We start from the raw sequence: 23,637 nt of genomic DNA, 5'->3' as shown, positions 1-23,637 counted from the left end.
TGGGTCCCGGACGACTCCCCAAGGCCGGCAAGGCAGACCACTTGCTCTGACCGCAGCCCCGCGACCGCCCAACACTTGCTCCGCGTCAACCGGTCCTGCCCTCGGCAGGACCAGACAGAGGCGGGGGGCGGCGGTGGAGTTCCCCCCGTTTCTGATCCGATGGTGTTCTGGCCACCCACCGCTGGAAAGGCAGCGATCAACGGTTGATGGACTGGATCTCCTGCACGTTCATGTTCTGGGTGGTCTCGAAGGTGCCGTCCGGAAGGTCGCCCTTCGCCCCGCCGGACCCCTCCCAGGAGATCTGCCAAGTGATCGACGCCGTCAGCTGGTACGGCTTGCCGTTCGTCGCCCGCTGGTAGGTGATGCCGCACGGCGGAGTCTTGTCGGCGTCGCCCTTGGTGTACGGGGTGCCGATGGAGCCGTCGTCGTTGATCTTGCAGTCGCCGGAGGCCGGGGAGGTCTCGGCGTCGTCCGTCCCGGGATTCAGGTGCAGCGCAACCGGCTTCGCGGTGGTCTCCGCCCACACTCCCGCGTCCGCCAGCTCGGCGCGGACCTTGACCTCTTTGAAGGTGCCCTTGTCCAGCCACACCCAAGTGGGCAGGTTCACGGTGGACTTGGTCGCGGGCTTCAGCTCGACCTCGGTCTCGGGGACCTTGATCTTGTCGTAGGCGTAGGCGGCGAGGACGTCGGGCGTGGGGGCGTGCTTGTCATCGGGGAGAGTGTTGGCGTTCTGCCAGAACAGGGTGCGTTCGCAGTCGTAGGCATCGATGTCGTTCGTCATGTTCTTGTTGATCACCCCGCGCCAGAACATGCCGTCCTTGCCCAGGTTGTAGTTCTTGTAGCCGTCCCCACTGCCGGCCGAAGCCTGGCCCTTCTCGTAGTGGCTCACCATCAGCTCCTCGCCCCAGCTGAGCGAGGGAGTGACGCGCACCAGATCCCCGCCCTTCTTGAGCTGGTCCACGCCGTTCTTCAGCTGCTGGGGCGTCGCTACCGGCTCGTACCAGCACGCCGGGGGCTGCCAGTTGGGATCCACCGGGGCAAGCGCCTTGGGGGAGCTGCCGGATGTACTGCCGCTTTCCTGCGTGACCTTGATGCGGGTGGCGCCGGCTTCCGCAGTGAGCATGTTGCCCGAGGACCCGCCCGAAGGGCCCTGCGGAGGCTTGGTGGGTGCCGCGTCGTCGCCTTCGCCGTAGCCGTACGCACCGGTGGCAGACGTCAGAAGCGCGATGACCGTCGCGGGCAACAGGCAGAGGCACCTGCCTGCCCCCCTCACTGCCCGCACGCTCCCCGCTCGGTCTCCACCGACCTGGTCTGCCACACGCCCCGAGAGCTCTTCTCCAGCGTGGTGCGGTACTGAAGGTAGGGGCTCGTGCCGTCAGGCGTGCCTTCCTCCTTCCCCGTCTTACGGTTCTTGGTGGACGCCTTGCCTTCGTCCACGCAGTAGAAGAGCACGCCCAACCCGGTGCTGTTCAGGCGGACCTGGGAGTCGAAGACTCGGACCGTGCCGATCAGGCTGTCGTCGGTCTTCACATAGCCCTTGATCCACTTGCGGGAGGTTTCCAGGGCGACACCCTCGTTGTAGAAGGTCACGTAGTCGGCGTCAGCGTCGGCTTCGATGATGGCCGCGTGGTTCGCCCGCAGCTCTTCCTTGCCGTCATCCAAGATCGCCTGCAGCTTCGAGTCACTGTTCGTCCAGCCCTCGAAGTTCATCGTGAAGGTCGAAGGGAGCGAGATCTCCGGCCGCTTCACCCCGTCCGACGAGGCCGAAGCGCTGGCCGAAGCCGAAGCCTTCCCGCCTCCTTGGTCCGCCCCCTTGATCTTGTCCGAGGACGAATCGTCGCCTCCCCCCGAGCCACAGGCGGTCAGCAGTAGGGCTGCGGATGCAGTGAGCGCGGCTGTCACGAGCCGGGCGGGGCGGTTCACTCTGTGCTCCCGTTGGTGTGGGGGGTAACTCAAGCGAACCAACGCTATCCAAGGGGCGTCTGAGGACACCAGGCGGGTCTCCGACAAGATCGCACCAACCACCGCAGGGTTTAAGCGAATTAGGCCGGATTGACCCGCACGCCATGTGACGAAGCAGCACGCATCGAGCGATCGACGACCAACTCTCGGTCATCACAGACGATCGACTGCGGCTACACCGTTTGCCGTCGCATACCTCGCCCGGCGGGTTACCGCGGTCACGTCCCGTGGCGTGGTGCAGCCAACCAAGGATGACGAAGGCCCAGGGCTCGGGGACTCCAACAAGCGCCACAAGCCCAGTGATTGGCAGATTTGTTCCACGCCCAGCCCCGTCCACCTGCCGCTTTCGGCTTCCCCAGTGGAACAGATCCGCCAATCACCCCCACACCACCTGGAGGGCCTTCGGACGAGCCCGGACAGGATCGCCACACCAACCCCCAGGCCGGCCCGCACCGACGAGCCCATACGCTCCTGCCCACTTGACAAAAACGCCTACATATCAGGATCTCGCGATCCGCGGCATGGAGCGATGCGCTGACCTGCGCGGCCGCCTCCTGTCTCACGAGCCGACCTGCAAGATCAGTCTCACTTTGCTGCCAGATCCCCAGCGGCCCAGAGTGCGCTCACGGGCAGCACGTGGACCCTGTCGTCCAAGGTGCAGCTCTGCGTGCCCGGATTGAGCACGACCCGCCGACGAAGGAGCCGCTATGCGCCCGTCGCAGGCCTCCAGCACCAGATCGGCCTCGACCTTGTCGTGCGTACGGAAGTGATCCGGGATGACAGGGTCGTCGAGCCGGCCGACCTGCCGCAGCGCTTCGTCGACGATGAAGGTCAGCGGTAGCTGCCCGCGAACCCGGCGCCCCGGCGACGGTCTCAACGTCGGACTGGTGCCGCCATGCTTGCGAGTGCGTCGACGGCTTGCTGGAACTGGCGGCGCCAGCGTGAGGCGAGCATCGGCTTGGTGAGTCCGATGACTGTGCCGTCGAATACCTCGGTATTGCCGATCCGGGTTCCCCCGCCGGCTCGCGCGGTGAAGGTCCACAGATGGCAGGACCGCACGCCGTTGGCGTCGCCGGACCAGGAGGCACGGTGGGCGGACTCGGCGATGTCGACGGTGACGTGGTCGGTGGTGGTCCCGGCAGGAAAACCGAGGCGGAGAGTCTGGTCGAAGGTCGCGCCCGCTGCGAATCCGGGCGGTCCGGTCCACTCGGTGGCCTGGTGCAACGGCGACCAGGACGGCCAGTTGCCCAGGTCGCTCCAGAGTGCCCAGACGTCGTGCGGGTCGGCTGGGGTGTCGGCTGTCGCGGCGACGACAAGCGTCTTCCAGCCGGGTCGGGCTACACCGATCCCCTCCAGGCAGAACTGGACATCCTGATGGGTGGATGGGTTCTGGCTCGGCATGCTTGATTCTCCTCAGATACAGTATCCTGGAGTGCAGATACAGCATCTTGGACATGGAGGCATCGCGTTGTCAACGGATCCAGCAGAGGCGGTCAGTGCGACGTTGGCGGCGAATCTGCGGGCGGGAAGAAGAGAGCGCGGCTGGCGCTTGGAAGACCTCGCCTCCCGCAGCGGTGTGAGCCGCGGCATGCTCCAGCAGATCGAAACCGGTCAGACCAATCCCAGCATCGCGACGGTCGCCCGCATCTGCGCCACACTCGGGATCTCCATCGGAGAGCTCGTCGAGCCGCCGGAAGATCTCGGCCGGGTGACCACCGCCGCCGACATCGACGTACGGCGAGCCGGCCGTGCCAGCGAGGCGAGGCTGCTCATCAACGATGGACAAGCGCCGTTCGTCGAGCTGTGGGATTTCGTCATCGCGCCGAACGACGAGATCAGCTCGCACGCCCATCCCACCGGCACCCGCGAGTTGATCCACCTGCACGAAGGAGAACTGGTCGTGGAAGTCGGCGGGGCCGCGTTCCACGTCGCGGAAGGCGGGTCCGTACGCATCCGGGGCGACCGAGCCCACGTGTACCGAAACCCGACCGCTCAGCCGGTCCGCCTGACCATGACCGTGGTCTACTCCGGCAACCAAGACCCGCGCTACGCCCGGCCCGCCACCTGACCACGTCCCACGTCGCAACAGCCCACGCTGCCGTGCGGGCGGCATCTTGGGGCCTGGACGGCGGCAGCATAAGTGCCGCCGCCGTGCAATTCTCGCTGAGATCACGCAGCGAGTTTTGAGACCCTACCCCTGGGTCTCAGCTCTGCGTACCGCCGCTCGACGCCCCGCGAGGGAACGTCACCTCCACCCGGCGGTTCTTCCTGCGGCCCTGCTCCGAGGTGTTGTCGGCGATGGGGTAGTCCTCGCTGTAGCCGCGTACCTCGAAGGTGATGTCCGTCGAGCCGAGGGCGGAGGCCAGTTGGTCGTGGACCGCCTCCGCGCGCTTCTTGGAGAGGGTCAGGCCGTGGGCGTACGAGCCGAGGTTGTCGGTGAAGCCGAAGACTCGGACGGTCGTCGCGTTCTGGGCCTTGATCTCGTCCGCGATCGCCTGGATACGGGAACGGGCGTCCGGGTTCAGCTTCGAGCTGTCCTTGGGGAACAGCACCTCTGCTTGCAGCGCGAACGTCACATCCGAGTTGGTGTCCTCGCGGCGCTCCTCGCCGCCCAGGTCCTCCACCACCGACTTGATGTCCAGGACCTTGGCGGGGGCGAGGGTGGCGCCGTCGGCGAGTTTGAGGCCGGGGCTGGTGGCGTCGACTTCCGGGGGCGGGGATGTCGTCACGCTGCCCGGGGGTGCGCTCGGGTCGTCGTCCGCGTACGCCGGTGCGCCGGGGAAGCCGAGGGTGAGCAGTACGACTACGGCTGTGAGCGTTGTCGTGGTGGTGCGGCGGGGTTGGGCCATGGGTCAGCCCTCGGAGATTTCGATCGAGGCGGGGGGCATGGAGCCGACTTGGAAGTCGACCTTGGTGGTGTCGGAGGGCGGGGCGGGGAATTGGGCGAACCATTGGGTGGTTTGGCCCTCGCGGATGCCACCGTCGAACCTCGTGCAGAGACACCGGCCTTCGGTGTCACGGAGGACCAGGTACTTCTTCTTGCCCGTTTGGTCGACCAGGCTGGCTCCTGCCATGGAGCCGCCGTTCTTCGCCAACTCGCGCTCGTCACCCCGCCAGTTGCCCATGGCCAGCGCGGAACCCGTGCTGTTCGTCACCGTCCCCTCGACGGTGACGAAACCGCCTTCGTCGCGCTTGGCGGACGAGACCGAAAGTGTGATGCCGTTCTCCCCCTTGACCTCGGCCAGAACCGTGTTCGTTTCAGGTGCCTTTGAATCCCTCTCACCTGTTGCACTAGCACGCGCAGAAGGAGTCGAGGACGAGCCATTGCCAGAGTTGTCCTCGTCGCCCCCGCCGCAGCCGGCCACGGCGAAAAGCAACGCAGTAGTGATCGCCACTGTGGACAGCGCCCTGCGGCCCTTCATGGTGCGCCGGAGATCCATCGGTACGGCTTCCTCTCACTCGGCCAGATGCACAGAGAACAGCACGGACGCGTCAGGAAGGTCGTCCGAATTGAAATCTTCGGGATCGATGTCGACGGGATCGCCACCGCAGTTCAGCTCCACGAGCTTCTTGGGGTCCGCGTCCTGGGCAAAGGTGCAGCGCGGCTCGATGACGGCCGTGGCATGGGCCTTGGCGTGCTGGGCCTCCGTGCCAGGGATGATCGAGTCACCGACGGTGTAATTGGTTTCGATCGCCACCCGATAGCCCGGAAACCCACTCACGGTGGTGAGCTCAGCGCCGCCCTGAACCGTCGAGTCGTTCTCGGCGGCCAGCTGCTCGGCCGCCGCCGTAGCTCCCGCGCCCTTGAACAGGTCGCCATCGAGCCAGTCCAACCATTGATCGTCCTTGCCGATGGCCCCCGCCAGGCCCGTCATCAACTCGTCGCGGGAGTCCTGCGCGGCCGCCAACGCCGCAGCGTCCGCCGCGGATTGAGCTCCATTGCGGGCGGACGCTGCTTGGGCGAATGCGAAGAAGGCGAACGCGGCGAAGAGCAGGATCCCCGTCAGCCATATGTAGATGGGGAGGGTCTGCCCTCGGTCGTTCGCCAGGTGCGCGAAGGTCAGCCGCCGATCACGTCGTTCACGGCATTGAGGATCGCGTTGGAGATGAGGCCGTCCAGTCCGAGCCCGTCGATCAACGTGAAGATCCCCGCAATGATGATCATCAGCCCCGCATACTCCACGAACCCCGCCCCCGCGTCCCGCCCACGCCCCCGCATCCGAGAGACAACAGTCCGCTTCCACCCACTGAACCCGCTCATCGTCACAACCCTCCCACCCGACGCCACCACCAACCCGAGCACCGTACGTGAGAACACCCTCACTCCGGGTGGGCCCAGGGACCCAACTTCTCGTTCTCGTAGGCGGAGTCACCGGCTCCACCCCTCGCGGGTCGTGCCCAGCCAGTGGGCGATCGCTTCACTGCGTGAGGAACTGTGCAGCTTTGCGAAGATGCGGTTGATGTGGTTCTTGACGGTCTTCTCGCTGATGAAGCAGGTGGCGGCGATTTGGCGGTTGTTCATGCCGGCCGCGATGAGGTCCATCACCTCCACCTCCCTTGAACTCAGGCCGAAGTCGGGCTGGTTGGGGGTGCGGCGGTGGAGTCCCGCCGCGTGTACGGGTCGAGCCTTTGACGACTGTGCCATAAATGGTTGCAGATGCGAAGAGGTTTCGTTCGGTTCGTACGAAACTCCGAGTGAATTCATGACAGTTGGCCGCCCGTGGCGCAGGGCGCGCACCGCCGTGATCAGTTCGGCGGCCGTGAACTCGCCGTGGACCAGGTAGCCGGACGCACCTCGGCGCAGGGCCTCCGCCACGACCTCGGGTTCACGGCTGTACGTCAGCATCATCACGGGGGCCAGGCGGGCCAGTTCGGGCAAGGCGGTCAGGCCGTCGGTGCCGGGCATGCGGACGTCGAGGAGGACGACGTCCGGGGTGAGGCGGACGGCCGAGGCCACGGCTTCCTCGCCGTCCGCCGCCGCTGCGACTACCTCGATGTCCGGGTGGCCGCCGAGCAGCGCGGTCAGGCCGGCCCGGACGACCGGGTTGTCGTCGGCCACGAGTACACGCAGGGGCGGGCCGGTAAGTGCCTGGTCAGGCATGTGCGGCCTCCTCTTGGGGGGTGTGGGGAGCGTGGGGAGTGGAGGGTGCGCGGGGGTGGGCCAAGGGGACCGAGACGGCTACCTCGGCGCCGCCTTGGGGGGACGGGTTCAGGTGGATGTGTCCGCCCAAGGAGGCGGCTCGTTCCGTCATGCCCAGCAGGCCGAAGTGGCCGGTTTTCGTCGCGTCGGTCAGGGTCACTTCGGGTGGGAGGCCCACGCCGTCGTCCTGGATCCTCACCGTGAACTCGGTGTCGGAGACGTTCAGTTCCACCGTGACCTGTGTCGCGCCTGCGTGACGGTGGGCGTTCTCCAGGGCCTCGGACACGATCGCCAAGACGTGGTGGGCCGTGGTGCGGGGGACAGTGGGGTGGTCGCCCTCGTGGATCAGGGTCGTGGGGAGGTGTGTGCGGGACTCGAACTCCCCCGCACAGGCCGCCAGTTCGGAGAGCACATCCCCGTGGGGGCTCGTGAGGTCCGTGTGGCGCCGCAGGTCCGAGAGCAGGGCTCGGGACTCCGTCGCCGCTCTGCGCGCCGCGCCCGCCACCACCGTCGCCTGACGTTTGAGGGTGTGCGGGTCCTGCTCGTCCGCCGACGCGGCCAGTGCCTCCGCCGCCAGAGCCAGGCCGTGCAGCGTCTTCGCCACCGAGTCGTGCATCTCGCGGGCCAGGCGGGCCCGTTCGGACTCCACGGCCTCCGCTACGGCCAGACGGGAGTTCGCCTCGGACAGGGCCTGGCTGGCCGTGCCGAAGCGGAACATCAGGTTGCGCAGGGTTACGCCGATGATGCCGGCGCCGATGCAGAAGCCCGCGATGAGGAGGGTGTTCGCGCCTGCCCCTGGGCGGTGGTCCCATGCCCTGAACACCGTCAGGAGCACGATCAGCTGTATGCCGGTGAAGACTCCGGAGCCTCGCCAGCCGTACAGCAGGCCCGCGAGGAGGGGGGTGCAGACCGTTGCGTAGGCGAGGGGGGACGCCGGGGATGCGGTCAGGAGCAGGATCGCGCCGAAGGTCAGGTCCACCGCCATCAGGGTCGGGTGGGCGAGGAGGCGGGGGCCGAAGCGGTCCCAGTCCCTGAGCATGGCGTACGAGCCCATGACACCGAGGACGGCCGCGGCGAGGACCGCGTAGCGGGGTGGGCCGTCCGTCGCGTTCGACATCGCGAAGGGCGCGCCTACGGCGATGGCCGCGAGGCGGACCGCGAAGGCCTGGCGGCAGAGGGCCTGGAGCGCGTTGAGCTGGAGGCGGACGCTGCCGGGGGCGGGAGCGTCGTCCGCCAGGTATCCGGCGTCGCCGCCCTGGGGCCAGCCTGCGCTGGCCTGTGTTCCCGGGTGTCCGGCGCCTGCGTGACCGTCGGGGTGGTGGCGCTCGCCTGTGCTTGCAGGGTGCCGCTGTGCCCACCCGTACCGCGGCCGCTGAGGCGGGCGCCGCAGCCGTGGCGGCCGGGACAGCCACGGCCAGTGGATTCCGCGGCCTCTCATCATCGGCCCAGGATCGAGCCGAAGTTCGTTCCCGAGCCCAGGAACATTCCCGTCGCGATCAGGATCATCGTGGCCGGGAGCATGAAGACGAGGGTCACCATGGTCGCCTTGGGGATGGTCTTCGCGGCGCGGCGGCGGGCGTTCTGGGCGTCCGTTCTGCGCATGTCCGTGGCCAGTTGGATGAGGGTCTCGGCGATCGGGGAGCCGAGCTCCTCGCCCTGTTGCAGGGCCGACACGAACTGGGCCACCTGCTCGGAGGAGTTCCGCTTGCGGAGCTCGTCGAAGGCCTGGCGGCGGCTGACGCCCATGTCCATCTGGCGGAGGGTGATGCGCAGTTCGTCCGCCCAGGGGCCCTCGTACTTCTCGGCGACCCGGTCCAGGGCCTGGCGGAAGCCGAGGCCCGCCGAGACCACGACCGCCAGCACGTCCAGGAAGTCCGGCAGTGTGCGGTCGATGACCTCCTTGCGTTCCCGGACGGCCTGCCAGATGGCGGCGTCGGCGGCGAGCAGGCCGAAGGCGAACGCTAGGGCGGAGAAGAGGAGTTGGCCGTTGGAGAGGAAGATGAAGGCGAGTACGACGCCGAAGATGCCGTACACCGCTCGGCGGGCGGCGTAGCGGTTCAGCGTCAGCCCGCCCGGGTTGCCCGCCATGTCGATGCGGCGGCGTTTGGCGTCCACGTTGCGGGGGCCCATCAGGCGCAGGACCGTGGGAGCGAAGCGCATGCCTAGGCGGTCGACGGCCGAGTCCGCCTTGGAGACGCGGGAGCCGCCGACCTCCAGGGCGAGCTGGAGGTCGCTGGGGAGTTTGGCGTCGGCGCGGATCATGCGGATGCCCAGGAGGACGCCCGCGACAGCCGCGCCCATCAGGACGGCGAGCAGCAACGGCAGCAACGTAACCCCTCCCTCATACTTCGATCTTGCCGAGCCGGCGGATGACGAAGAAGCCGACGGTGTAGAGGCCGAGGGCCAGCAGGACCAGGCCCTGGCCGAGCGGGGAGCCGGTGACGCGGGCCAGGGCTCCCTCGTTCGAGGAGTTGATCAGCACCAGGGAGCCGATGCCCAGGAACGGGACTGTGAAGGCCGTCGCGTTCACCTCGGAGAGCATCGTGCGGACCTCGCGGCGGGTCTCCTTGCGGTCTTCCAGCGTCTGGGTGAGATTGCGCAGGGAACTCACGACCGAGCCGCCCGCCTTGTTGGCCAGGACGAGGGTCGTGACGAGGACGATCAGCTCGCGGGACGGGAGGCGTTCGGAGAGTTCGGAGAGGGCGTCGTCCACCGTGCGGCCCATGGTCAACTGGTCGGCCACGTGGGCCAGTTCCTCGCCCGCCGGGGCCTCCAGCTCCTCCGCCGCCATGGCCAGGGCCGTCCGTAGGGCCAGTCCCGCCGCCGTCGCGTTCGCCAGCAGGCGGGCCACGTCGGGGAGTTGGCTGATGAACGCCTCGATGCGTTTCTGGCGCTGCCAGTTGAGGAAGATGGCCGCGCTCCAGACGCCCAGGATCCCGGCGATCGGGCCGAAGAAGGGGGCCAGCGTCGCGGCCGCGATCAGCCACAGCGCCACGACCACCGCCGTGACGTAGGTGAAGAACTCCCCCGCCGTCACATCGAGTCCCGTAGCCGACAGCCGCAGATGGATCGTGCGGCCGAGGCGGGTGCGGCGCAGTCGGCGGTCGATGCCCGCGAAGCGGCGTACGCGGCCGGCCGCCGTGCGCAGGGGCCCGCCGCCGGAGAGGCGGTCGACGAGGGCCTGGCGCTGGGCGCGCCCCGAGGCGTACGCGTGGACGCCCGCGACGGCGAGTGTGCCGCCGAGGACGGTGGCGCCCAGGGCGAGGAGGGCCGGGTTGTTCATGGCTGCCTCCCTTCGGAGGTGAGGGACTCGGAGGTGAAGGACTCGGAGGTGAAGGACTCGGACGTGGGGCGCGTCGAAGTGCGGGGCTCGGAGGTGCGGGGCGTCATCCGATGGCCTGCCTCGTGTCGAGTACGTCTATGGCCTCCGCGACGCCGAAGGCGGGCGGCAGCGGTTCGTTGGCGACGTACAGCTTCTCCGCGATCTGGCGGGGGACGGGAAGGTGCTCGAAGTGGCCGCGGACGACACGGTCCGGGCCGACGGGGCGGGGCACGAAGCGGGTGACGGGTGTGACGCGGAACTGTTCGCGGCCGTGCGAGACGAGCAGCGCGATCTCCGTGACCTTGCGGGATCCGTCGGCGTGCCGGGAGAGCTGGACGACGACGTCGACCGCGGAGTTGATCTGGTCCTTGAGGGCCTCGAAGGGGATCTGGACCTCGGACATCGAGCCGAGGGTCTGGAGCCGCATCAGGGCGTCCTCGGCGGAGTTCGAGTGGACGGTGGCCAGGGAGCCGTCGTGGCCGGTCGACATGGCCTGGAGCATGTCGAGGGTCTCGCCGCCGCGGACCTCGCCGACGATGATGCGGTCGGGGCGCATGCGCAGGGAGTTGCGGACCAGGTCGCGGATGGTGATCTGGCCCTTGCCCTCCACGTTCGGGGGGCGGGATTCCAGGCGGATGACGTGCTCCTGCTGGAGCTGGAGTTCGGCCGAGTCCTCGATGGTGATGATGCGTTCGTGGGACGGGATGAGCCCGGAGAGGGCGTTGAGGAGCGTCGTTTTGCCAGAGCCCGTTCCGCCGCTGACGATGACGTTGAAGCGGGCCCGGACGAAGGCGGCGAGGAGCATGAGCATCTGCTCGTCGAGGGAGCCGAGGCCGATGAGCTCGGGGAGCGTGTACGCGCGGGGGAAGCGGCGGATCGTGAGCGTCGGGCCGGTGAGTGCGAGCGGCGGGATGATGACGTTGACGCGCTCGCCGGTGGGGAGGCGGGCGTCGACCATCGGGTTCGACTCGTCGACGCGACGGTTGACCGTCGAGACGATGCGTTCGATGGTCTGCATGAGCTGTTCGTTGGAGGCGAAGCGCAGGGGGAGCTGTTCCACGCGGCCGGCTCGCTCCACGAAGATCGAGTCCGGCCCGTTGACCATGATCTCGGTGATCGACGCGTCGGCGAGGAGGGGTTCGAGGACGCCGAGCCCGAGGGCTTCGTCCACGACCCGGCGGATCAGCTGGGAGCGTTCCGCGGAGGAGAGGACCGGGCCCTCGCGGCTGATGATGTGGCCGAGGACGCGCTCCAGGCGTACGCGGCGTTCGGCTGCCGCCAGGCTCGACATCTCGGCGAGGTCGATCTCTTCGAGGAGCTTGGCCCGGTAGACGGCGACGAGGTGTCCGTCCTCACGGGCCGGTCCCCCCTCGTCGGGGGCGGCGATACGGGAACGCAGGCTCATGGCTTCGGCTCCTCCCGGTCAGTCGTCGGTGGGCATGGTGGCGTGGCGGACTACGGTCACGGCGCCGAAGAGGGGGATGACGGAGGGGACTTTGACGGTGACGGTCGCGGTGGTGACGTCCGCGCCCTCGGGCGCCGACACGGCCGGGTCGAGCCAGCCGCTCACCGCCGCCTGTCCGGCCGCCGCGCCGTCGCCGCCCTGCGAGGCGACCCGTGCGGCGGCTCGCGCTCCGGAGCCCGCCTGATTGATGCCGTAGCCCACCAGGCCGAGCTGGATCGCGGCCATTCCGATGACCAGGAGGATGGGCAGGAATCCGGCGAACTCCAGGATGGAGACGCCGCGGTCGTCCCAGCGGCGGTTTCGCGGCGGCCGGGGCTCGCGGGTCGGCTTCGGCGACCGGGTCATCCGCCGTCCCCCTCCAGCGCCGCCCCCGCTTCCCCGCTCACATGCCACCCCGCGTCGAACCCCGGGAAGAACAGCGGTACGTCCACCTCGACGCTGGCCTTCATCACGGAACCCGCGGCGCCGCAGTTGATCGTGGCGCCCTTCCAGGCGCCGGGCAGGTGCTTGTCCCCCGCCGACGCGCACGCTCCCGCGACGTCGCCGTCGACGGCGTACGCCGCTGTGGCCGCGCGGGCCGCCTCGTCCGCCGCGTTTCCGGCCAACGAGTACGTGTAGCCGTACAGCACGCACTGCCAGAGGATCGACATCACGACCAGGAGGAGCGGGAACATGCCCGCGAATTCGAGGGTCACCGCTCCCCGGTCGCCGCCCCGGCGACGCAACGCCAGCGCTCCCCGGTCCGACGATGCCTTGCGACGGCGGCCGCCGCCCCCGCCTTCCTGGGCGACCACGAGTCCCAGCTCGCCCGCCAGCGCCCACAACGCCTGTTTCACCGTCGAGCGGGTGTCGAGGTCCTGGAGGCGGCCCGCGTCGACGACCGACTGGAGTTCCTTGAAGGCGGCGGGGACCGCGGAGCGGGCGACCTTGGTGCCGGTGACGCGTTCGACGAGGGAGGGCTGGATCTCCGTACCCCGCGCGAAACGGTTCACGACCGTCGTCGTCTCCTCCGCCTTGCGGATCTGGAGGCGGTCCCACATACGGACCATGCGCTTGGCGGCGCGGACGGCGACGACGTCCGGGGTGACCAGGAGCAGCGCCTGGTCGGCCATCTCCACGGCGGCGGCGGTCGCGGAGTTCATCTGGGAGCCGCAGTCGACGACCACCACGTCGTGGCGGGAGCGCAGGGCGGACAGCACCTGGCGGGCCACCCGGTCGGTGACCTCCTCGCCGCGTTCGCCCTCGCCGGGGGCCAGCAGCAGGCCGATGCCGCTGTCGTGGGTGTAGACGGCGTCCTGGAGCACCCGGGGGTTGATGTCGCTGATGCCCGCGAGGTCGGCGATCGACCTGCGGAACTGCACGTCGAGGTACGACGCGACGTCCCCGGACTGGAGATCGAGGTCCACCAGCGCCACCGAGCGGCCCGACGCCCCGGCCGCCAGGGCGAGTTGGACCGCCGTCACCGTCGCGCCGACGCCGCCCTTCGCGCCGGTCACCGTGACGACGGTGCCGCCGGGGCCCGCGTACAGCTCGGTCGTGCCGCTGACGAGGTGGCGGCGCATGCCGAGGGACCACGCGGCGGCGGCCTGGACGCGTTCGGCGAGGGCGTCGTAGCCCAGGGGCAGGCCGATGATGCCGCGGGCGCCGGAGTCCATGGCGCCGGTGAGGACGCCGGTGCTGGTGTCGGCGGTGATGAGGACGACACCGACCGCCGGGAAGCGCATGACCAGGTCGCGGATCAGGTCCAACGCCGGTACCGGGCCTATGCGTTCATGGACCAGGACCACCTCGGGCAGTTCGTCCAGGGACTCGGCGGCCAGCCTCGCCAGCGTGTCCAGCAGTGCCGTCGAGTCGGGAACGGGCGGGGCCGGTTCGGCGTCGGCGAGCTGGCTCAGCAGGGTGGTGAGCGCGCGGGCCGAGTCGATGTCGCCGACGGCGGGGAGGATGCGGATGGTCATCGGCACAGCCCCGTACGCGTCGGCCCCGTACGCGGCCATCGGCACCGCCCCGTAGGCGTGGACCTCATGCGCGGCCTCCTACTTGTCCTCGTCGAGGGTGTACGTACGGTCGCCGGGTGCGACGGCCGTGTCGGAGCCGCCCGCGACCAGGGCGAGCCGGACGTGTTCGGCGAACGACTCGGCGTACGCCACGCGTTGGGCGTCGGCGGTGTCGAGCGCGAAGGTGATGGGGACGGCCTGGGTGGCGCTGTTGCGTCGGTCGGAGCTGGACTGGCCGGGGTCGAGCGCGGTGAGCTTGCCGACGTCGATGACGCGGGCGTTCTCGACGATGACCTTGGACTGGTCGACGCCCTTGTTGTTCTCGGCCTTGAAGGTGGCGTAGATGTTGACCCGCGAACCGGGGTTGATCTTGCCCGCGACGCCCGTCGCCGCGTCGATCATGATCGCGATCTCCTGCTGCCCCGCGGCCAGTTCGGGCCGGTCCACGATCATGTCGGTCTGCAGCAGGGAGCCCTTCTCCAGCTGGGTGACGGCGATCTTGCCGCGGATCTGGGAGAGGCTGGTGACGGCGGTGGACGACAGCCAGCGCTTGGGCATCGAGATCTTCTCGAACTGGTCGGCCGACAGCTCCTTGTAGGGCGCGATGTCGCCCTTCAGACGGTACGCCGCCACCTCCGGGCCGACCTTGGAGTTCACGTCACGGATCACCGAGAGCACTCCGGCGAAGGCGCCCAGGGCGCACAGGGCCGAGAGGACCAGCAGGATGACGCCGCGGCGCTGGCGTGAGTTCATGACGCGGACAACCTCGTTCGTGGGGCGGGGACGGCGGGGTCGAGCGGTCGTGCCTGGTGTTGTTCAGCCGGCTGTTCAGCTTGTTGTGCTGCTTGTTGTTCAGCTGCGCGTAGGTGGCCTATGTGGCGCCCCGGGGCAGGGCGCGTACTGAGGAGACTGCCCGGGTGACGGTGGTCGGAAGCTCGTTCGACGACGGTGGTGGCGGAAGTGGCGCGGCGCAGAACCCGCAGCGGTCCCCGATGAGTTCGAGGCCGCACCAGTGGCACTCCTCCCGGCGTACGGACGAGACGAGCTGGTAGAGCACCGAGACGTCGTACAGCCCCGCGGCGAACTCGGCGAGCCGCGACGTGCCCCACCAGCGGGCCGACTCCTCCGGGAGCGGGACGGTCGCGACGCCCTGGGCCCGCCAGGCGGGCGCGAGCTCGGCGGTGACCCAGTCGGAGGGCGGCTGGCCCGCGGCGACGAGCAGCCGGGTGCCGAACTCGGGCCCGGGCAGCTCCTCCTGGCCGACCTTGATGAGCTGAGGTCGCGGATTGGCCAGTACGGCGAACTGGGCGCCCGGCACCCAGGACTTGGCGTGGGACTTCAGGGACACCGGGACCCGGTCGAGCTTGGCGACCGAGCCGAGCAGGGCGCCGGCGTAGATGTAGTGGGCGAGCAGCCGGGCGGAGGACGCGAGCACCCCGGGGCTGAAGTCGCAGACCGACAGCTGCCGCAACTGCTGGGCGAGCAGGGCGAGTCCGAGCGGCGGGAGGTCGATGCCGAGCAGGGCGATGCGGTCGCTCTCCAGAACGGAGCGGACGGTGTGCAGCCGCCGTGTCACGTCACCGGAGACGGAGGACGGATAGAGCGAGATGACATAGCCGTGCTGCTCGATGAGCGCGTGCATCCCGGTGAGGGAGCTTTCAAGGGTGTCGAGCGGCTGGACGACCGCCGGCGGGGTCTGCCGGTCATGCGGTGGGAGCACCAGGTCGGGACTGGTGACGGCTATCGCGGTCGGCACGCTGCACACACCCCGTTCGCTGCGGCGGGGTGGTCAACCACCGCCTCAGATCGTCCCTGTTTCGCCATGGACCGTCACAGATGGCCACAGATCGTCACTGTGACGTCCTCTTGCATCAGCACCATATCCACGGCATGCCCCGCTCAACACCGAATCTCCGAGATCAACTCACGGAAGGTGGGGGCGTGATCAACGGAGAGTGAGGCGAATATGCCACAACTCGACACCCCGGCAAGGAGGTTGAGTGCTCCAGAGGTCTTGACAACCGAATTGGTCTGGACCAACTTGTACATCCAACGGTGGCCACCGTTCCGCATCCCTCCCCTCCCTCCCTCACCTCTCCCACCCCTCCCGGAGGACCAGTGGACCGCGTCACACGTATGCCCAAACGGAGATGGGCCGGAGCCCTCGCCGCCATCGTCACCGCATCCGTCCTCTCCCTCACCGGCCTGGCGGGCCAGGCCCAGGCCGCGGACATCAACAACGCCAAGAACGGCGGCTACGAGTCGGGCCTGAGCAACTGGACGTGTTCCGCGAGCAGCGGTACGACCGTCTCCTCACCGGTGCACGGCGGCTCGGCCGCGCTGAAGGCCACGCCCGCCGGGCAGGACAACGCCCAGTGCACCCAGTCCGTCGCGGTCAAGCCCAGCTCGACGTACACGCTGAGCGCCTGGGTGCAGGGCGGGTACGCCTACCTCGGTGCGACGGGCACGGGCACGACGGACGTGTCGACCTGGACGCCCGACTCGTCCTCCTGGAAGCAGCTGACGACCACCTTCACCACGGGCGCGTCGACGACCTCGGTGACGGTGTACACGCACGGCTGGTACGCGCAGGCCGCCTACTACGCGGACGACCTGTCGGTGTACGGCCCCGACGGCGGCGGTGGCACCGACCCGGCCCCGACCGTCCCCGCGACCCCGGCCGGTCTGGCCGTCTCCTCCACGACGTCGTCGTCCGTCTCGCTCTCCTGGAACACGGTCTCGGGTGCGACCGGCTACAACGTCTACCAGGGCGGCACCAAGGTCCAGTCGGTGACGGGGACTTCGGCGACGGTCACCGGTCTGACCGCCTCGACCTCGTACTCCTTCCAGGTCACGGCGACCAACTCGGCCGGTGAGTCGGCGAAGTCGACGGCGGTCACCGGGACGACGACCGCGTCAAGCGGTGGTGGGGGCGGCGGGACGGTTCCCGCGCACGCCGTGACCGGCTACTGGCAGAACTTCAACAACGGCGCGACGGTCCAGACGATCGCCGCCGTGCAGTCCCAGTACGACATCATCGCGGTGGCCTTCGCGGACGCGACCTCAACACCCGGCGCGGTGAGCTTCACCCTCGACTCGGCCGGGCTCGGCGGCTACACCGTCGACCAGTTCAAGGCGGACATCAAGGCCAAGCAGGCCGCCGGCAAGAAGGTCATCATCTCCATCGGCGGCCAGAACGGCACGGTGTCGGTGAGCGACTCGGCGTCCGCGACCAACTTCGCCAACTCCGTCTACTCCCTGATGCAGACGTACGGCTTCGACGGCGTCGACATCGACCTGGAGAACGGCCTCAACGCGACGTACATGTCACAGGCCCTGCGGTCCCTCTCGTCGAAGGCCGGGTCGTCCCTCGTCATCACGATGGCCCCGCAGACCATCGACATGCAGTCCACGTCGAACACGTACTTCCAGACGGCCCTGAACATCAAGGACATCCTCACCGTCGTCAACATGCAGTACTACAACAGCGGTTCGATGCTCGGCTGCGACGGCAAGGTGTACTCGCAGGGCTCGGTCGACTTCCTGACCGCCCTCGCCTGCATCCAGCTGGAGGGCGGCCTCGACCCGTCCCAGGTGGGCCTCGGCCTCCCCGCCTCCACCAGCGGCGCGGGCAGCGGCTACGTCTCCCCGACGATCGTCAACAACGCCCTCGACTGCCTCGCCAAGGGCACCAACTGCGGCTCCTTCAAGCCGTCCAAGACCTACCCGACCCTGCGCGGCGCGATGACCTGGTCGACCAACTGGGACGCGTCGGCGGGCAACGCCTGGTCGAACTCGGTGGGTCCGCACGTGCACGCGCTGTAGGACGGCTCAGCTCCTCCTTCACCCCGCTTGCCGCATCCGCGGCGAGCGGGGTGAAACATTTCCGGGGGTCCAGTGCATCAATGAAGTGACGACGTCGGGAAGGCCGGGGGCAGCACATGAGACAGATCCGTGTGGACGGCTACGCGGAGTTCGCGGCGGCCCGCGCGGGACATCTGTACCGCTCGGCCTGTCTGCTCACCGGCGGCGACACCCATCTCGCCGAGGACCTCGTACAGGAGGCGCTCGGCAGGATGTACGTCAGCTGGGGACGGGTGTCCCGGAGTGACAACCCGGTGGCGTACGCGCAGACCGTGCTCACCCGTACGTTCCTCGCCCATCAGCGGCTGCGCAGCAGCAAGGAGCGGGCGACCGACGTGCTCCCGGAGGTCCCCGACCCGGGCAGCGCCGCCCGTGACACGCCCCTGCGGCTCACCCTGGTCGAGGCGCTGCGCCGGCTGCCCGCCAAGGACCGGGCCGTGGTCGTCCTGCGCTACTGGGAGGACCGCAGCATCGAGGAGACGGCCGACGTGCTGCACACCAGCTCGGCCGCCGTCCGCACCCGCTGCGTCCGCGCGCTGGCCAAGCTGCGGGCCCTGCTGGGCGACAGCCTCAGCGAACACGCGACGCCCTGATCGCTTCCGCTCTGCTTCCCGTCTTCTCCTTGCCTTCTTCCCGCTCCCCCTTCCGGCCTTCTGAAACGGTGGTTTGCCATGCATGTCGACGACTCCCCCGCCGAGGACTCCCGCTTCGAGGACCAGCTCGGCGAAGCCCTGCGGCACGCGGGCGGCGGCTTCGAGACCGACCGGCGGGCGCTGGCCGCCGCTGGGGAGGCGCGCGGCCGAAGGCTCCGGCTGCGCCGCCGGATGGCGGTCACCGGAAGCGTGGCCGGGCTCGCCCTGGTGGGTGTGGGCGGGGCGCTGCTGGTGCCCGGGGCGGACGGCGGGGAAGGGCAGGCTGCCGCGGGCCCGCCGAAGGTACGGTCCGGCGTCGACGCCGGCACTGACGCCGACGCCGACACGAACGGGGTGTCGGGTCCGGAGCTCCTCAAGATCCTCAAAGGGCTGCTCCCCGAGGGTGAGTTCAGCAAGGAGGAGGCCCGCCCGACCGACGCCCCCGTCGGCCCGTACGTCCATCTCGTCTACGACGACGGCCACGGAAAGGCTGCCGTCGAGGTCGGGATGGGCCGGATCGACCTGAGCGGCAAGGCCGATGAGTTGACCACCTGCCCGGACAAGAACCTGGTGGCGTACGACTCCTGCACGACGGCCCGACTTACCGACGGCTCCACGCTCATGATCTACCAGGGGTACGAGTACCCGGACCACCGCGAGGACACCAAGACCTGGTACGCGCAGCTCGTCACCCCGCAGGGGCAGCAGATCAGCGTGAACGAGTGGAACGCCGCCGCGGAGAAGGGCTCGCCCGTCACCAGGGCCAACCCCCCGCTGTCTCCGGCCCAGTTGAAGAACGTGGTCACGGCCAAGGCATGGCGCACGGCCGTCGACACCATCCCCGAGAGCCCGAAGGACACCCGGATGCCGAACGAGCGCCCTCAAGCCGACGGCAAGGCGGTCGAGTCCGCTCTCGTCGCGCTGCTCCCCAAGAGCGTCCAGGTGAAGGCGAAGGGCAGCCAGGAGAGCGAGTACGCGTACGTGGTCGTCGACGACGGCAAGGGCCGAAGCATGGTCCAGATCAATGTGCAGTCCGACATGTCCGACGTCGAGGACCAGCTCTTCGGCTCCGACGCGGAGACCCTGGCCGACGGCACCAAGGTCACGACACGCCAGGAGCCCGGCGAGAAGGGCGGCTCGGGGGTCGTGATGTGGACCGTCGACACCATCAGGACCGACGGTATGCGAGTGGTCGTCAGCGCCTTCAACTCCGGCAGCCAGGAGACCGACGCGACCCGCACCACCCCCGCGCTGACCATGAAGGAGCTGAGGACGATCGCGGTCAGCGGGAAGTGGCGGACGCTGTTGAAGTGACCGGTGACTGCCGCCGGATCTGGAAGAACTCCGACCACGGCTGGTCCCAGATCTGTTTCACGCACAGGACCAGGAAGAGCAGTCCGGCGATGGCAAGCATGGCGTTGCTCAGGAGGCCGTTTCGCCATTCCCTCGGGGTGCGGGAGGAGTTGAGGAGCCAGATCAGGGTGAGGGCGAGGAAGGGGAGGAAGGCCGCGCCCAGGACGCCGTACAGGATGACCAGGCGGAACGGCTGGCCCTGGAAGAGGAGCACGATGGGCGGGAAGGTCAGCCAGAGGAGGTAGGCGCGGAAGGGCCAGGACTTCTCGCGCGCACCCGAGGCGACCTCCTCGCCCGTGGCCCGGCCCCGCGACCGATAGCGCTCCACGAAGTCGGCGAACATCAGGCTCACGCCGTGCCAGACGCCGATGAGTGAGGTGAAGGAGGTCGCGAAGAAGCCGATCAGGAAGAACTTGGCGGTCGCCGTGCCGTACTCCGCCTCCAGGATGTCGCCGAGCTGGATGAGGCCCTGGTCGCCGCTCGCGATCGCCACATTCGCGGAGTGGAGCAGCTCCGCGCCGACGAAGAGCATGGCGATGACGAAGATGCCGGTGGTGGCGTACGCGACCCGGTTGTCGAGCCGCATCACCTTCATCCAGCCGGTGTTCGTCCAGCCCTTCGCGTTGACCCAATAGCCATACGCGGCAAGGGTGATGGTGCCGCCGACCCCGCCGATCAGGCCGAGCGTGTTGAGGACCGCGTCCTTCTCGTCGGGGAGGACGGGAAGCAGACCCGCGAAGGCGTGGCCGAGGTTCGGGGTGACGCGGATCGCCAGATAGACCGTGACCACGAACATCACGCCCACCAGCACGGTCATGACCTTCTCGAAGACCTCGTACTTGTTGAACCAGACGAAGACGAGGCCGACCAGCCCGCAGATGACCGCCCATGGCTTGATCGACCAGTCGGCCGGGAAGACGTCGGGGAACAGCGCCTGGAGCGGCAGCGCGCTCGACGACATCGCCGCCGCGCCGTAGACGAAGCCCCAGACGACCACGTAGACGACGAAGAAGTACGTGGTCCACCGGCCCAGACTCGCCCAGCCGTCGAAGAGGGTGCGGCCGGTGGACAGATGCCAGCGGCCGGCTGCCTCGGCCAGCGAGATCTTGACGACGCAGCCGATGACGGCGGCCCAGAGCAGGGTGTATCCGAAGTTGCTGCCCGCGATGAGGGTGGCGACGAGGTCACCGGCGCCGACGCCGGTCGCGGCGACGACGATGCCGGGGCCGATGTACTTCCAACTGGACTTGTGGGGGCGGGAGACGGCCTCCCCTGACACTGACTGCCCGGACTTCCCAGTGGTCTCCGTCATGCGGTTCAAGAAAGCGTAAAGGGAAGAGCGGCACAAGCGCGCATGCCGCCGCCCGGCCGATTTTCGGCCGGATCCCGCCATCGGCTCTTTGTCGTGTCTTGACCTGCTCATGCCATGGCCTCACGATGAGCGCCACACCCGCACCAGGCACGTCGCCATGAACCACCCCCCGCTCCACTCCCCACATTCCGGAGATCCCGGAATTCCTGGAGAAACAAGGAGACTTCATGCGACTTCGCATACGCGGCAGCGGCGCCGGCAGCCCGGACGGCAAAGGCAGAAGCGGGCGGCGCACCGCCGCTCTCGCCGTCCTCGCGGCCCTCGCCCTCGCGGCTCCCCTCACCGCCACGGCCACCGACGCCACGGCGAGCGGAGTGAAGGCCCCCGCGCCCTCGTCCGACGACATCAAGCAGTACGAGATCCACCAGAGCACAACTCCACTGACCCGTACGGCGATCCAGCAGGCCGGGGTCACCGTGGACGAGGCCGACGAGGAGACCGTCGTCGTATCCGGCCGCGCGGACCAGATCAAGAAGCTGCGCCAACAGGGCTATGACGTCTCACTGTTGGGCTCGGCACCGAACCGGGCGAGCAGCGCCGACGACGTACGGATCCTCGACTTCCCGACGGCGGACTCGAAGTACCACAACTACGCCGAGATGAACACGGAGATCGACCAGCGTCTCGCGGCGTACCCGAGCATCATGAGCAAGAAGGTGATCGGCAAGTCGTACCAGGGCCGGGACATCGTCGCCATCAAGGTCAGCGACAACGTCGCGACCGATGAGGCCGAGCCCGAGGTCCTCCTCACCTTCCACCAGCACGCCCGTGAGCACCTGACCGTCGAGATGGCGCTGTACCTGCTGCGCGAACTCGGCGCGGGCTACGGCTCCGACTCCCGCGTCACCAGCATGGTGAACAACCGCGAGATCTGGATCGTCCCGGACCTCAACCCCGACGGCGGCGAGTACGACATCGCGACGGGCTCGTACCGCTCGTGGCGCAAGAACCGTCAGCCCAACTCCGGTTCCTCGTACGTCGGTACGGACCTCAACCGGAACTGGAACTACAAGTGGGGCTGCTGCGGCGGTTCCTCGGGCTCCACGTCCTCCGAGACCTACCGCGGTACGTCCGCCGAGTCGGCGCCCGAGGTCAAGGTGGTCGCGGACTTCGTGCGCAGCCGGGTCGTCGGCGGCGCGCAGCAGATCAAGGCCGGGATCGACTTCCACACCTACAGCGAGCTCGTGCTGTGGCCCTTCGGGTACACCACCGCCGACACCGCGACCGGCATGACCGCGGACGACGCCGCCGCGTTCAAGGCCGTCGGCCAGAAGATGGCCGCCAGCAACGGGTACACCGCCGAGCAGTCCAGCGACCTGTACATCACCGACGGCTCGATCGACGACTATCTCTGGGGCTCCCAGAAGATCTTCGACTACACCTTCGAGATGTACCCGACGTCCAGCTCCGGCGGCGGCTTCTACCCGCCCGACGAGGTCATCGAGCGGGAGACCTCACGGAACCGGGATGCCGTGCTGCAGCTGCTGGAGAACGCGGACTGTATGTACCGGTCCATTGGTAAGGCGGCCCAGTACTGCAGTTAGGACTGGGGTGAATCGGTAGTCGGGGAACTGCGGGCCGGTTGTGGCTGGTCGCGCAGTTCCCCGCGCCCCTTACGGGGCGCTTTCCTCCGCGTCTTCGTCGAAGTAGGCGTCCAGTACCGCGTCCAGCTGGTTCTCCCACTCCTGGAAGCGGGAGCGGGACTTGGCCTCGATCTCGATCGGGTACCAGCGGCGGTCCGGCGTGTGCACCGTGATGGTGATCCGCTTCCCGAAGCGCGGGGACTCCGTCTCGACGGCGCCGATCTCCTCCCAGCGGAACTCCGCCGCCTGGTCGTCCAGACGCAGGTGTACGCCGCTGTGGTCGGCCTTGATCGAGGCGCGCCGGTCGGAGGCCTCGAAGACCGGACCGTCGGGGTCGGCCTCCGGTTCGGCTTCGGCCTCGGCTTCAGCTTCTGCCTCGACCTCGGTGTCACCCCCGGTCTCGTCCTCGGTCTCGGTCTCCTCCTGCTCGGAAGCCGTCTCCTCGGAGACGGCTTCCTCGACGTCGGCGTCCTCGACCACCGCGCCTTGCGGCTCCGCGCCTTCCGGCTCCGCGGGCACGGGTGACGTGAGCCCGGGGATGTATGCCGGGTTGACCGCGGCGGCGTCCAGGGGCTGACTCTTCGAACCTATGCGCTGCTCCACAGCGCGAAGTATGGTCGACGATCCTGTGTCAGCGACAGCCAGCCCCGGTTGCGGTTCGAAAACCGTGCAGTGGGACGGCTGAATACCGGTGTGCCTAAACGAAGAGGCTCAGCACCGCCGCGACCGCGAAGCCCACCACCGACAGCACCGTCTCCAGGACGGTCCAGGTCTTGAGGGTGTCGCGCTCGCTGATGCCGAAGTACTTGGCGACCATCCAGCTGCATCCATTGGCGCGCTCCGCGCGCGGGCGCCGTCGTTGACGTGCGAGGCGAAGACAGAGCCTCGAAGTAGGTGTTTTGGAGCTCTCTCCCGCGCAGGGCGAGAGATTCTCCCCTGGATCACTC

At 68.6% G+C, this 23,637-nt stretch carries 24 protein-coding genes and 1 pseudogene; 6 read left to right on the top strand and 19 right to left on the bottom strand.

Going from position 1 to position 23,637, the window contains the following annotated elements:
* Window positions 1–196 precede the first annotated feature (196 nt).
* Both AB5J50_RS32130 and AB5J50_RS32125 read right to left on the bottom strand, forming a co-directional pair.
* Complete coding sequence (locus AB5J50_RS32130) at window positions 197–1,282, bottom strand: hypothetical protein (RefSeq protein ID WP_369261681.1); 1,086 nt, start codon at window positions 1,280–1,282, stop codon at window positions 197–199.
* Window positions 1,270–1,923, bottom strand: a complete 654-nt coding sequence (locus AB5J50_RS32125) for a hypothetical protein (RefSeq protein WP_369261680.1) — start codon at window positions 1,921–1,923, stop codon at window positions 1,270–1,272. Before AB5J50_RS32125 ends, AB5J50_RS32130 begins: the two co-directional genes overlap by 13 nt.
* 706 nt (window positions 1,924–2,629) lie before the next feature.
* Here AB5J50_RS32125 and AB5J50_RS32120 point away from each other — a divergent pair.
* Window positions 2,630–2,803, top strand: coding sequence for a hypothetical protein (locus tag AB5J50_RS32120; protein ID WP_369261678.1), 174 nt, complete (start codon window positions 2,630–2,632; stop codon window positions 2,801–2,803).
* Between the two features lie 32 nt (window positions 2,804–2,835).
* Here the strand turns inward: AB5J50_RS32120 and AB5J50_RS32115 are convergent, their stop codons facing one another.
* The gene (locus AB5J50_RS32115) at window positions 2,836–3,363 is read right to left on the bottom strand and encodes an SRPBCC family protein (protein WP_369261677.1); all 528 of its coding nucleotides are present in this window, start codon (window positions 3,361–3,363) and stop codon (window positions 2,836–2,838) included.
* Here AB5J50_RS32115 and AB5J50_RS32110 point away from each other — a divergent pair.
* Window positions 3,362–4,030: a helix-turn-helix domain-containing protein gene (locus AB5J50_RS32110; protein WP_369261675.1), complete on the top strand. Its 669-nt coding sequence runs from the start codon at window positions 3,362–3,364 to the stop codon at window positions 4,028–4,030. The genes AB5J50_RS32115 and AB5J50_RS32110 overlap by 2 nt on opposite strands.
* A gap of 136 nt (window positions 4,031–4,166) precedes the next feature.
* On the opposite strand, the gene AB5J50_RS32105 is transcribed toward AB5J50_RS32110, so the two are convergent.
* The 13 genes from AB5J50_RS32105 to AB5J50_RS32045 all read right to left on the bottom strand — a co-directional run bounded on the left by AB5J50_RS32105 (window position 4,167) and on the right by AB5J50_RS32045 (window position 15,642).
* The gene (locus AB5J50_RS32105; protein ID WP_369261673.1) at window positions 4,167–4,811 is read right to left on the bottom strand and encodes an OmpA family protein; all 645 of its coding nucleotides are present in this window, start codon (window positions 4,809–4,811) and stop codon (window positions 4,167–4,169) included.
* A gap of 3 nt (window positions 4,812–4,814) precedes the next feature.
* Window positions 4,815–5,402, bottom strand: coding sequence for a hypothetical protein (locus AB5J50_RS32100; RefSeq protein WP_369261671.1), 588 nt, complete (start codon window positions 5,400–5,402; stop codon window positions 4,815–4,817).
* 15 nt (window positions 5,403–5,417) lie between these two features.
* Window positions 5,418–6,011, bottom strand: a complete 594-nt coding sequence (locus AB5J50_RS32095; RefSeq protein WP_369265575.1) for a pilus assembly protein TadG-related protein — start codon at window positions 6,009–6,011, stop codon at window positions 5,418–5,420.
* A gap of 11 nt (window positions 6,012–6,022) precedes the next feature.
* Complete coding sequence (locus AB5J50_RS32090) at window positions 6,023–6,223, bottom strand: hypothetical protein (RefSeq protein ID WP_369261669.1); 201 nt, start codon at window positions 6,221–6,223, stop codon at window positions 6,023–6,025.
* A gap of 108 nt (window positions 6,224–6,331) precedes the next feature.
* Window positions 6,332–7,063, bottom strand: coding sequence for a response regulator (locus AB5J50_RS32085; protein ID WP_369261668.1), 732 nt, complete (start codon window positions 7,061–7,063; stop codon window positions 6,332–6,334).
* A complete protein-coding gene (locus AB5J50_RS32080; protein ID WP_369261666.1) occupies window positions 7,056–8,543 on the bottom strand; it encodes a sensor histidine kinase in 1,488 nt (495 codons plus the stop codon). Before AB5J50_RS32080 ends, AB5J50_RS32085 begins: the two co-directional genes overlap by 8 nt.
* Complete coding sequence (locus tag AB5J50_RS32075) at window positions 8,540–9,403, bottom strand: DUF5936 domain-containing protein (RefSeq protein WP_369265574.1); 864 nt, start codon at window positions 9,401–9,403, stop codon at window positions 8,540–8,542. The genes AB5J50_RS32080 and AB5J50_RS32075 overlap by 4 nt, the downstream gene beginning before the upstream one ends.
* Window positions 9,404–9,443: 40 nt before the next feature.
* On the bottom strand, window positions 9,444–10,385 hold the full coding sequence (locus tag AB5J50_RS32070) for a type II secretion system F family protein (protein ID WP_369261664.1): 942 nt from the start codon (window positions 10,383–10,385) through the stop codon (window positions 9,444–9,446).
* A gap of 103 nt (window positions 10,386–10,488) precedes the next feature.
* Complete coding sequence (locus AB5J50_RS32065; RefSeq protein ID WP_327431331.1) at window positions 10,489–11,829, bottom strand: CpaF family protein; 1,341 nt, start codon at window positions 11,827–11,829, stop codon at window positions 10,489–10,491.
* 18 nt (window positions 11,830–11,847) lie between these two features.
* Entirely contained in the window at window positions 11,848–12,234 is a 387-nt protein-coding gene (locus AB5J50_RS32060) for a TadE/TadG family type IV pilus assembly protein (RefSeq protein WP_369261662.1), read from the bottom strand.
* A complete protein-coding gene (locus tag AB5J50_RS32055) occupies window positions 12,231–13,847 on the bottom strand; it encodes a CpaE family protein (protein WP_369265573.1) in 1,617 nt (538 codons plus the stop codon). Before AB5J50_RS32055 ends, AB5J50_RS32060 begins: the two co-directional genes overlap by 4 nt.
* A 78-nt stretch (window positions 13,848–13,925) precedes the next feature.
* Window positions 13,926–14,639: a Flp pilus assembly protein CpaB gene (gene cpaB, locus AB5J50_RS32050; RefSeq protein WP_369261660.1), complete on the bottom strand. Its 714-nt coding sequence runs from the start codon at window positions 14,637–14,639 to the stop codon at window positions 13,926–13,928.
* A gap of 118 nt (window positions 14,640–14,757) precedes the next feature.
* Window positions 14,758–15,642 carry a hypothetical protein gene (locus AB5J50_RS32045; protein WP_369261659.1) on the bottom strand — a complete coding sequence of 295 codons (885 nt, stop codon included), beginning with the start codon at window positions 15,640–15,642 and terminating at the stop codon, window positions 14,758–14,760.
* 380 nt (window positions 15,643–16,022) lie between these two features.
* Here AB5J50_RS32045 and AB5J50_RS32040 point away from each other — a divergent pair, with 380 nt between their 5' ends.
* The 3 genes from AB5J50_RS32040 (at window position 16,023) to AB5J50_RS32030 (ending at window position 19,696) form a co-directional block, all read left to right on the top strand.
* Window positions 16,023–17,711 carry a chitinase gene (locus AB5J50_RS32040; protein WP_369261658.1) on the top strand — a complete coding sequence of 563 codons (1,689 nt, stop codon included), beginning with the start codon at window positions 16,023–16,025 and terminating at the stop codon, window positions 17,709–17,711.
* Between the two features lie 116 nt (window positions 17,712–17,827).
* Window positions 17,828–18,343 (top strand): SigE family RNA polymerase sigma factor, encoded by a 516-nt coding sequence (locus tag AB5J50_RS32035; RefSeq protein WP_369261656.1) that lies wholly within the window; start codon window positions 17,828–17,830, stop codon window positions 18,341–18,343.
* 78 nt (window positions 18,344–18,421) lie between these two features.
* Window positions 18,422–19,696 carry a hypothetical protein gene (locus AB5J50_RS32030; protein ID WP_369261654.1) on the top strand — a complete coding sequence of 425 codons (1,275 nt, stop codon included), beginning with the start codon at window positions 18,422–18,424 and terminating at the stop codon, window positions 19,694–19,696.
* On the opposite strand, the gene AB5J50_RS32025 is transcribed toward AB5J50_RS32030, so the two are convergent.
* Window positions 19,665–21,047 carry an Nramp family divalent metal transporter gene (locus tag AB5J50_RS32025; RefSeq protein ID WP_369261652.1) on the bottom strand — a complete coding sequence of 461 codons (1,383 nt, stop codon included), beginning with the start codon at window positions 21,045–21,047 and terminating at the stop codon, window positions 19,665–19,667. The two genes, AB5J50_RS32030 and AB5J50_RS32025, sit on opposite strands and share 32 nt — an antisense overlap.
* 227 nt (window positions 21,048–21,274) lie before the next feature.
* Here AB5J50_RS32025 and AB5J50_RS32020 point away from each other — a divergent pair, with 227 nt between their 5' ends.
* Complete coding sequence (locus AB5J50_RS32020) at window positions 21,275–22,651, top strand: M14 family metallopeptidase (protein WP_369261651.1); 1,377 nt, start codon at window positions 21,275–21,277, stop codon at window positions 22,649–22,651.
* A gap of 69 nt (window positions 22,652–22,720) precedes the next feature.
* Here AB5J50_RS32020 and AB5J50_RS32015 read toward each other — a convergent pair whose 3' ends face one another.
* Both AB5J50_RS32015 and AB5J50_RS32010 read right to left on the bottom strand, forming a co-directional pair.
* Window positions 22,721–23,293: a hypothetical protein gene (locus AB5J50_RS32015; protein ID WP_369261649.1), complete on the bottom strand. Its 573-nt coding sequence runs from the start codon at window positions 23,291–23,293 to the stop codon at window positions 22,721–22,723.
* 94 nt (window positions 23,294–23,387) lie between these two features.
* Window positions 23,388–23,575 (bottom strand): annotated as a pseudogene (locus AB5J50_RS32010) (hypothetical protein); the annotation flags it as partial.
* Between the last annotated feature and the right edge of the window lie 62 nt (window positions 23,576–23,637).

Source organism: Streptomyces sp. R35, from assembly GCF_041053035.1.
In the GTDB taxonomy this organism is placed as follows: Bacteria; Actinomycetota; Actinomycetes; order Streptomycetales; family Streptomycetaceae; genus Streptomyces; species Streptomyces lutosisoli.
This window is presented reverse-complemented; position numbering and strand designations above follow the sequence as displayed.

What these genes read in the sequence shown, in the direction of transcription:
- AB5J50_RS32110 (WP_369261675.1), top strand. Translation starts at nt 3,362, where the DNA reads ATGCTTGATTCTCCTCAGATACAGTATCCTGGAGTGCAGATACAGCAT.
- AB5J50_RS32115 (WP_369261677.1), bottom strand. Translation starts at nt 3,363, where the DNA reads ATGCCGAGCCAGAACCCATCCACCCATCAGGATGTCCAGTTCTGCCTG.
- AB5J50_RS32105 (WP_369261673.1), bottom strand. Translation starts at nt 4,811, where the DNA reads ATGGCCCAACCCCGCCGCACCACCACGACAACGCTCACAGCCGTAGTC.
- AB5J50_RS32100 (WP_369261671.1), bottom strand. Translation starts at nt 5,402, where the DNA reads ATGGATCTCCGGCGCACCATGAAGGGCCGCAGGGCGCTGTCCACAGTG.
- AB5J50_RS32090 (WP_369261669.1), bottom strand. Translation starts at nt 6,223, where the DNA reads ATGAGCGGGTTCAGTGGGTGGAAGCGGACTGTTGTCTCTCGGATGCGG.
- AB5J50_RS32085 (WP_369261668.1), bottom strand. Translation starts at nt 7,063, where the DNA reads ATGCCTGACCAGGCACTTACCGGCCCGCCCCTGCGTGTACTCGTGGCC.
- AB5J50_RS32080 (WP_369261666.1), bottom strand. Translation starts at nt 8,543, where the DNA reads ATGATGAGAGGCCGCGGAATCCACTGGCCGTGGCTGTCCCGGCCGCCA.
- AB5J50_RS32075 (WP_369265574.1), bottom strand. Translation starts at nt 9,403, where the DNA reads ATGGGCGCGGCTGTCGCGGGCGTCCTCCTGGGCATCCGCATGATCCGC.
- AB5J50_RS32070 (WP_369261664.1), bottom strand. Translation starts at nt 10,385, where the DNA reads ATGAACAACCCGGCCCTCCTCGCCCTGGGCGCCACCGTCCTCGGCGGC.
- AB5J50_RS32065 (WP_327431331.1), bottom strand. Translation starts at nt 11,829, where the DNA reads ATGAGCCTGCGTTCCCGTATCGCCGCCCCCGACGAGGGGGGACCGGCC.
- AB5J50_RS32060 (WP_369261662.1), bottom strand. Translation starts at nt 12,234, where the DNA reads ATGACCCGGTCGCCGAAGCCGACCCGCGAGCCCCGGCCGCCGCGAAAC.
- AB5J50_RS32055 (WP_369265573.1), bottom strand. Translation starts at nt 13,847, where the DNA reads ATGACCATCCGCATCCTCCCCGCCGTCGGCGACATCGACTCGGCCCGC.
- cpaB (WP_369261660.1), bottom strand. Translation starts at nt 14,639, where the DNA reads ATGAACTCACGCCAGCGCCGCGGCGTCATCCTGCTGGTCCTCTCGGCC.
- AB5J50_RS32040 (WP_369261658.1), top strand. Translation starts at nt 16,023, where the DNA reads ATGCCCAAACGGAGATGGGCCGGAGCCCTCGCCGCCATCGTCACCGCA.
- AB5J50_RS32035 (WP_369261656.1), top strand. Translation starts at nt 17,828, where the DNA reads ATGAGACAGATCCGTGTGGACGGCTACGCGGAGTTCGCGGCGGCCCGC.
- AB5J50_RS32030 (WP_369261654.1), top strand. Translation starts at nt 18,422, where the DNA reads ATGCATGTCGACGACTCCCCCGCCGAGGACTCCCGCTTCGAGGACCAG.
- AB5J50_RS32025 (WP_369261652.1), bottom strand. Translation starts at nt 21,047, where the DNA reads ATGACGGAGACCACTGGGAAGTCCGGGCAGTCAGTGTCAGGGGAGGCC.
- AB5J50_RS32020 (WP_369261651.1), top strand. Translation starts at nt 21,275, where the DNA reads ATGCGACTTCGCATACGCGGCAGCGGCGCCGGCAGCCCGGACGGCAAA.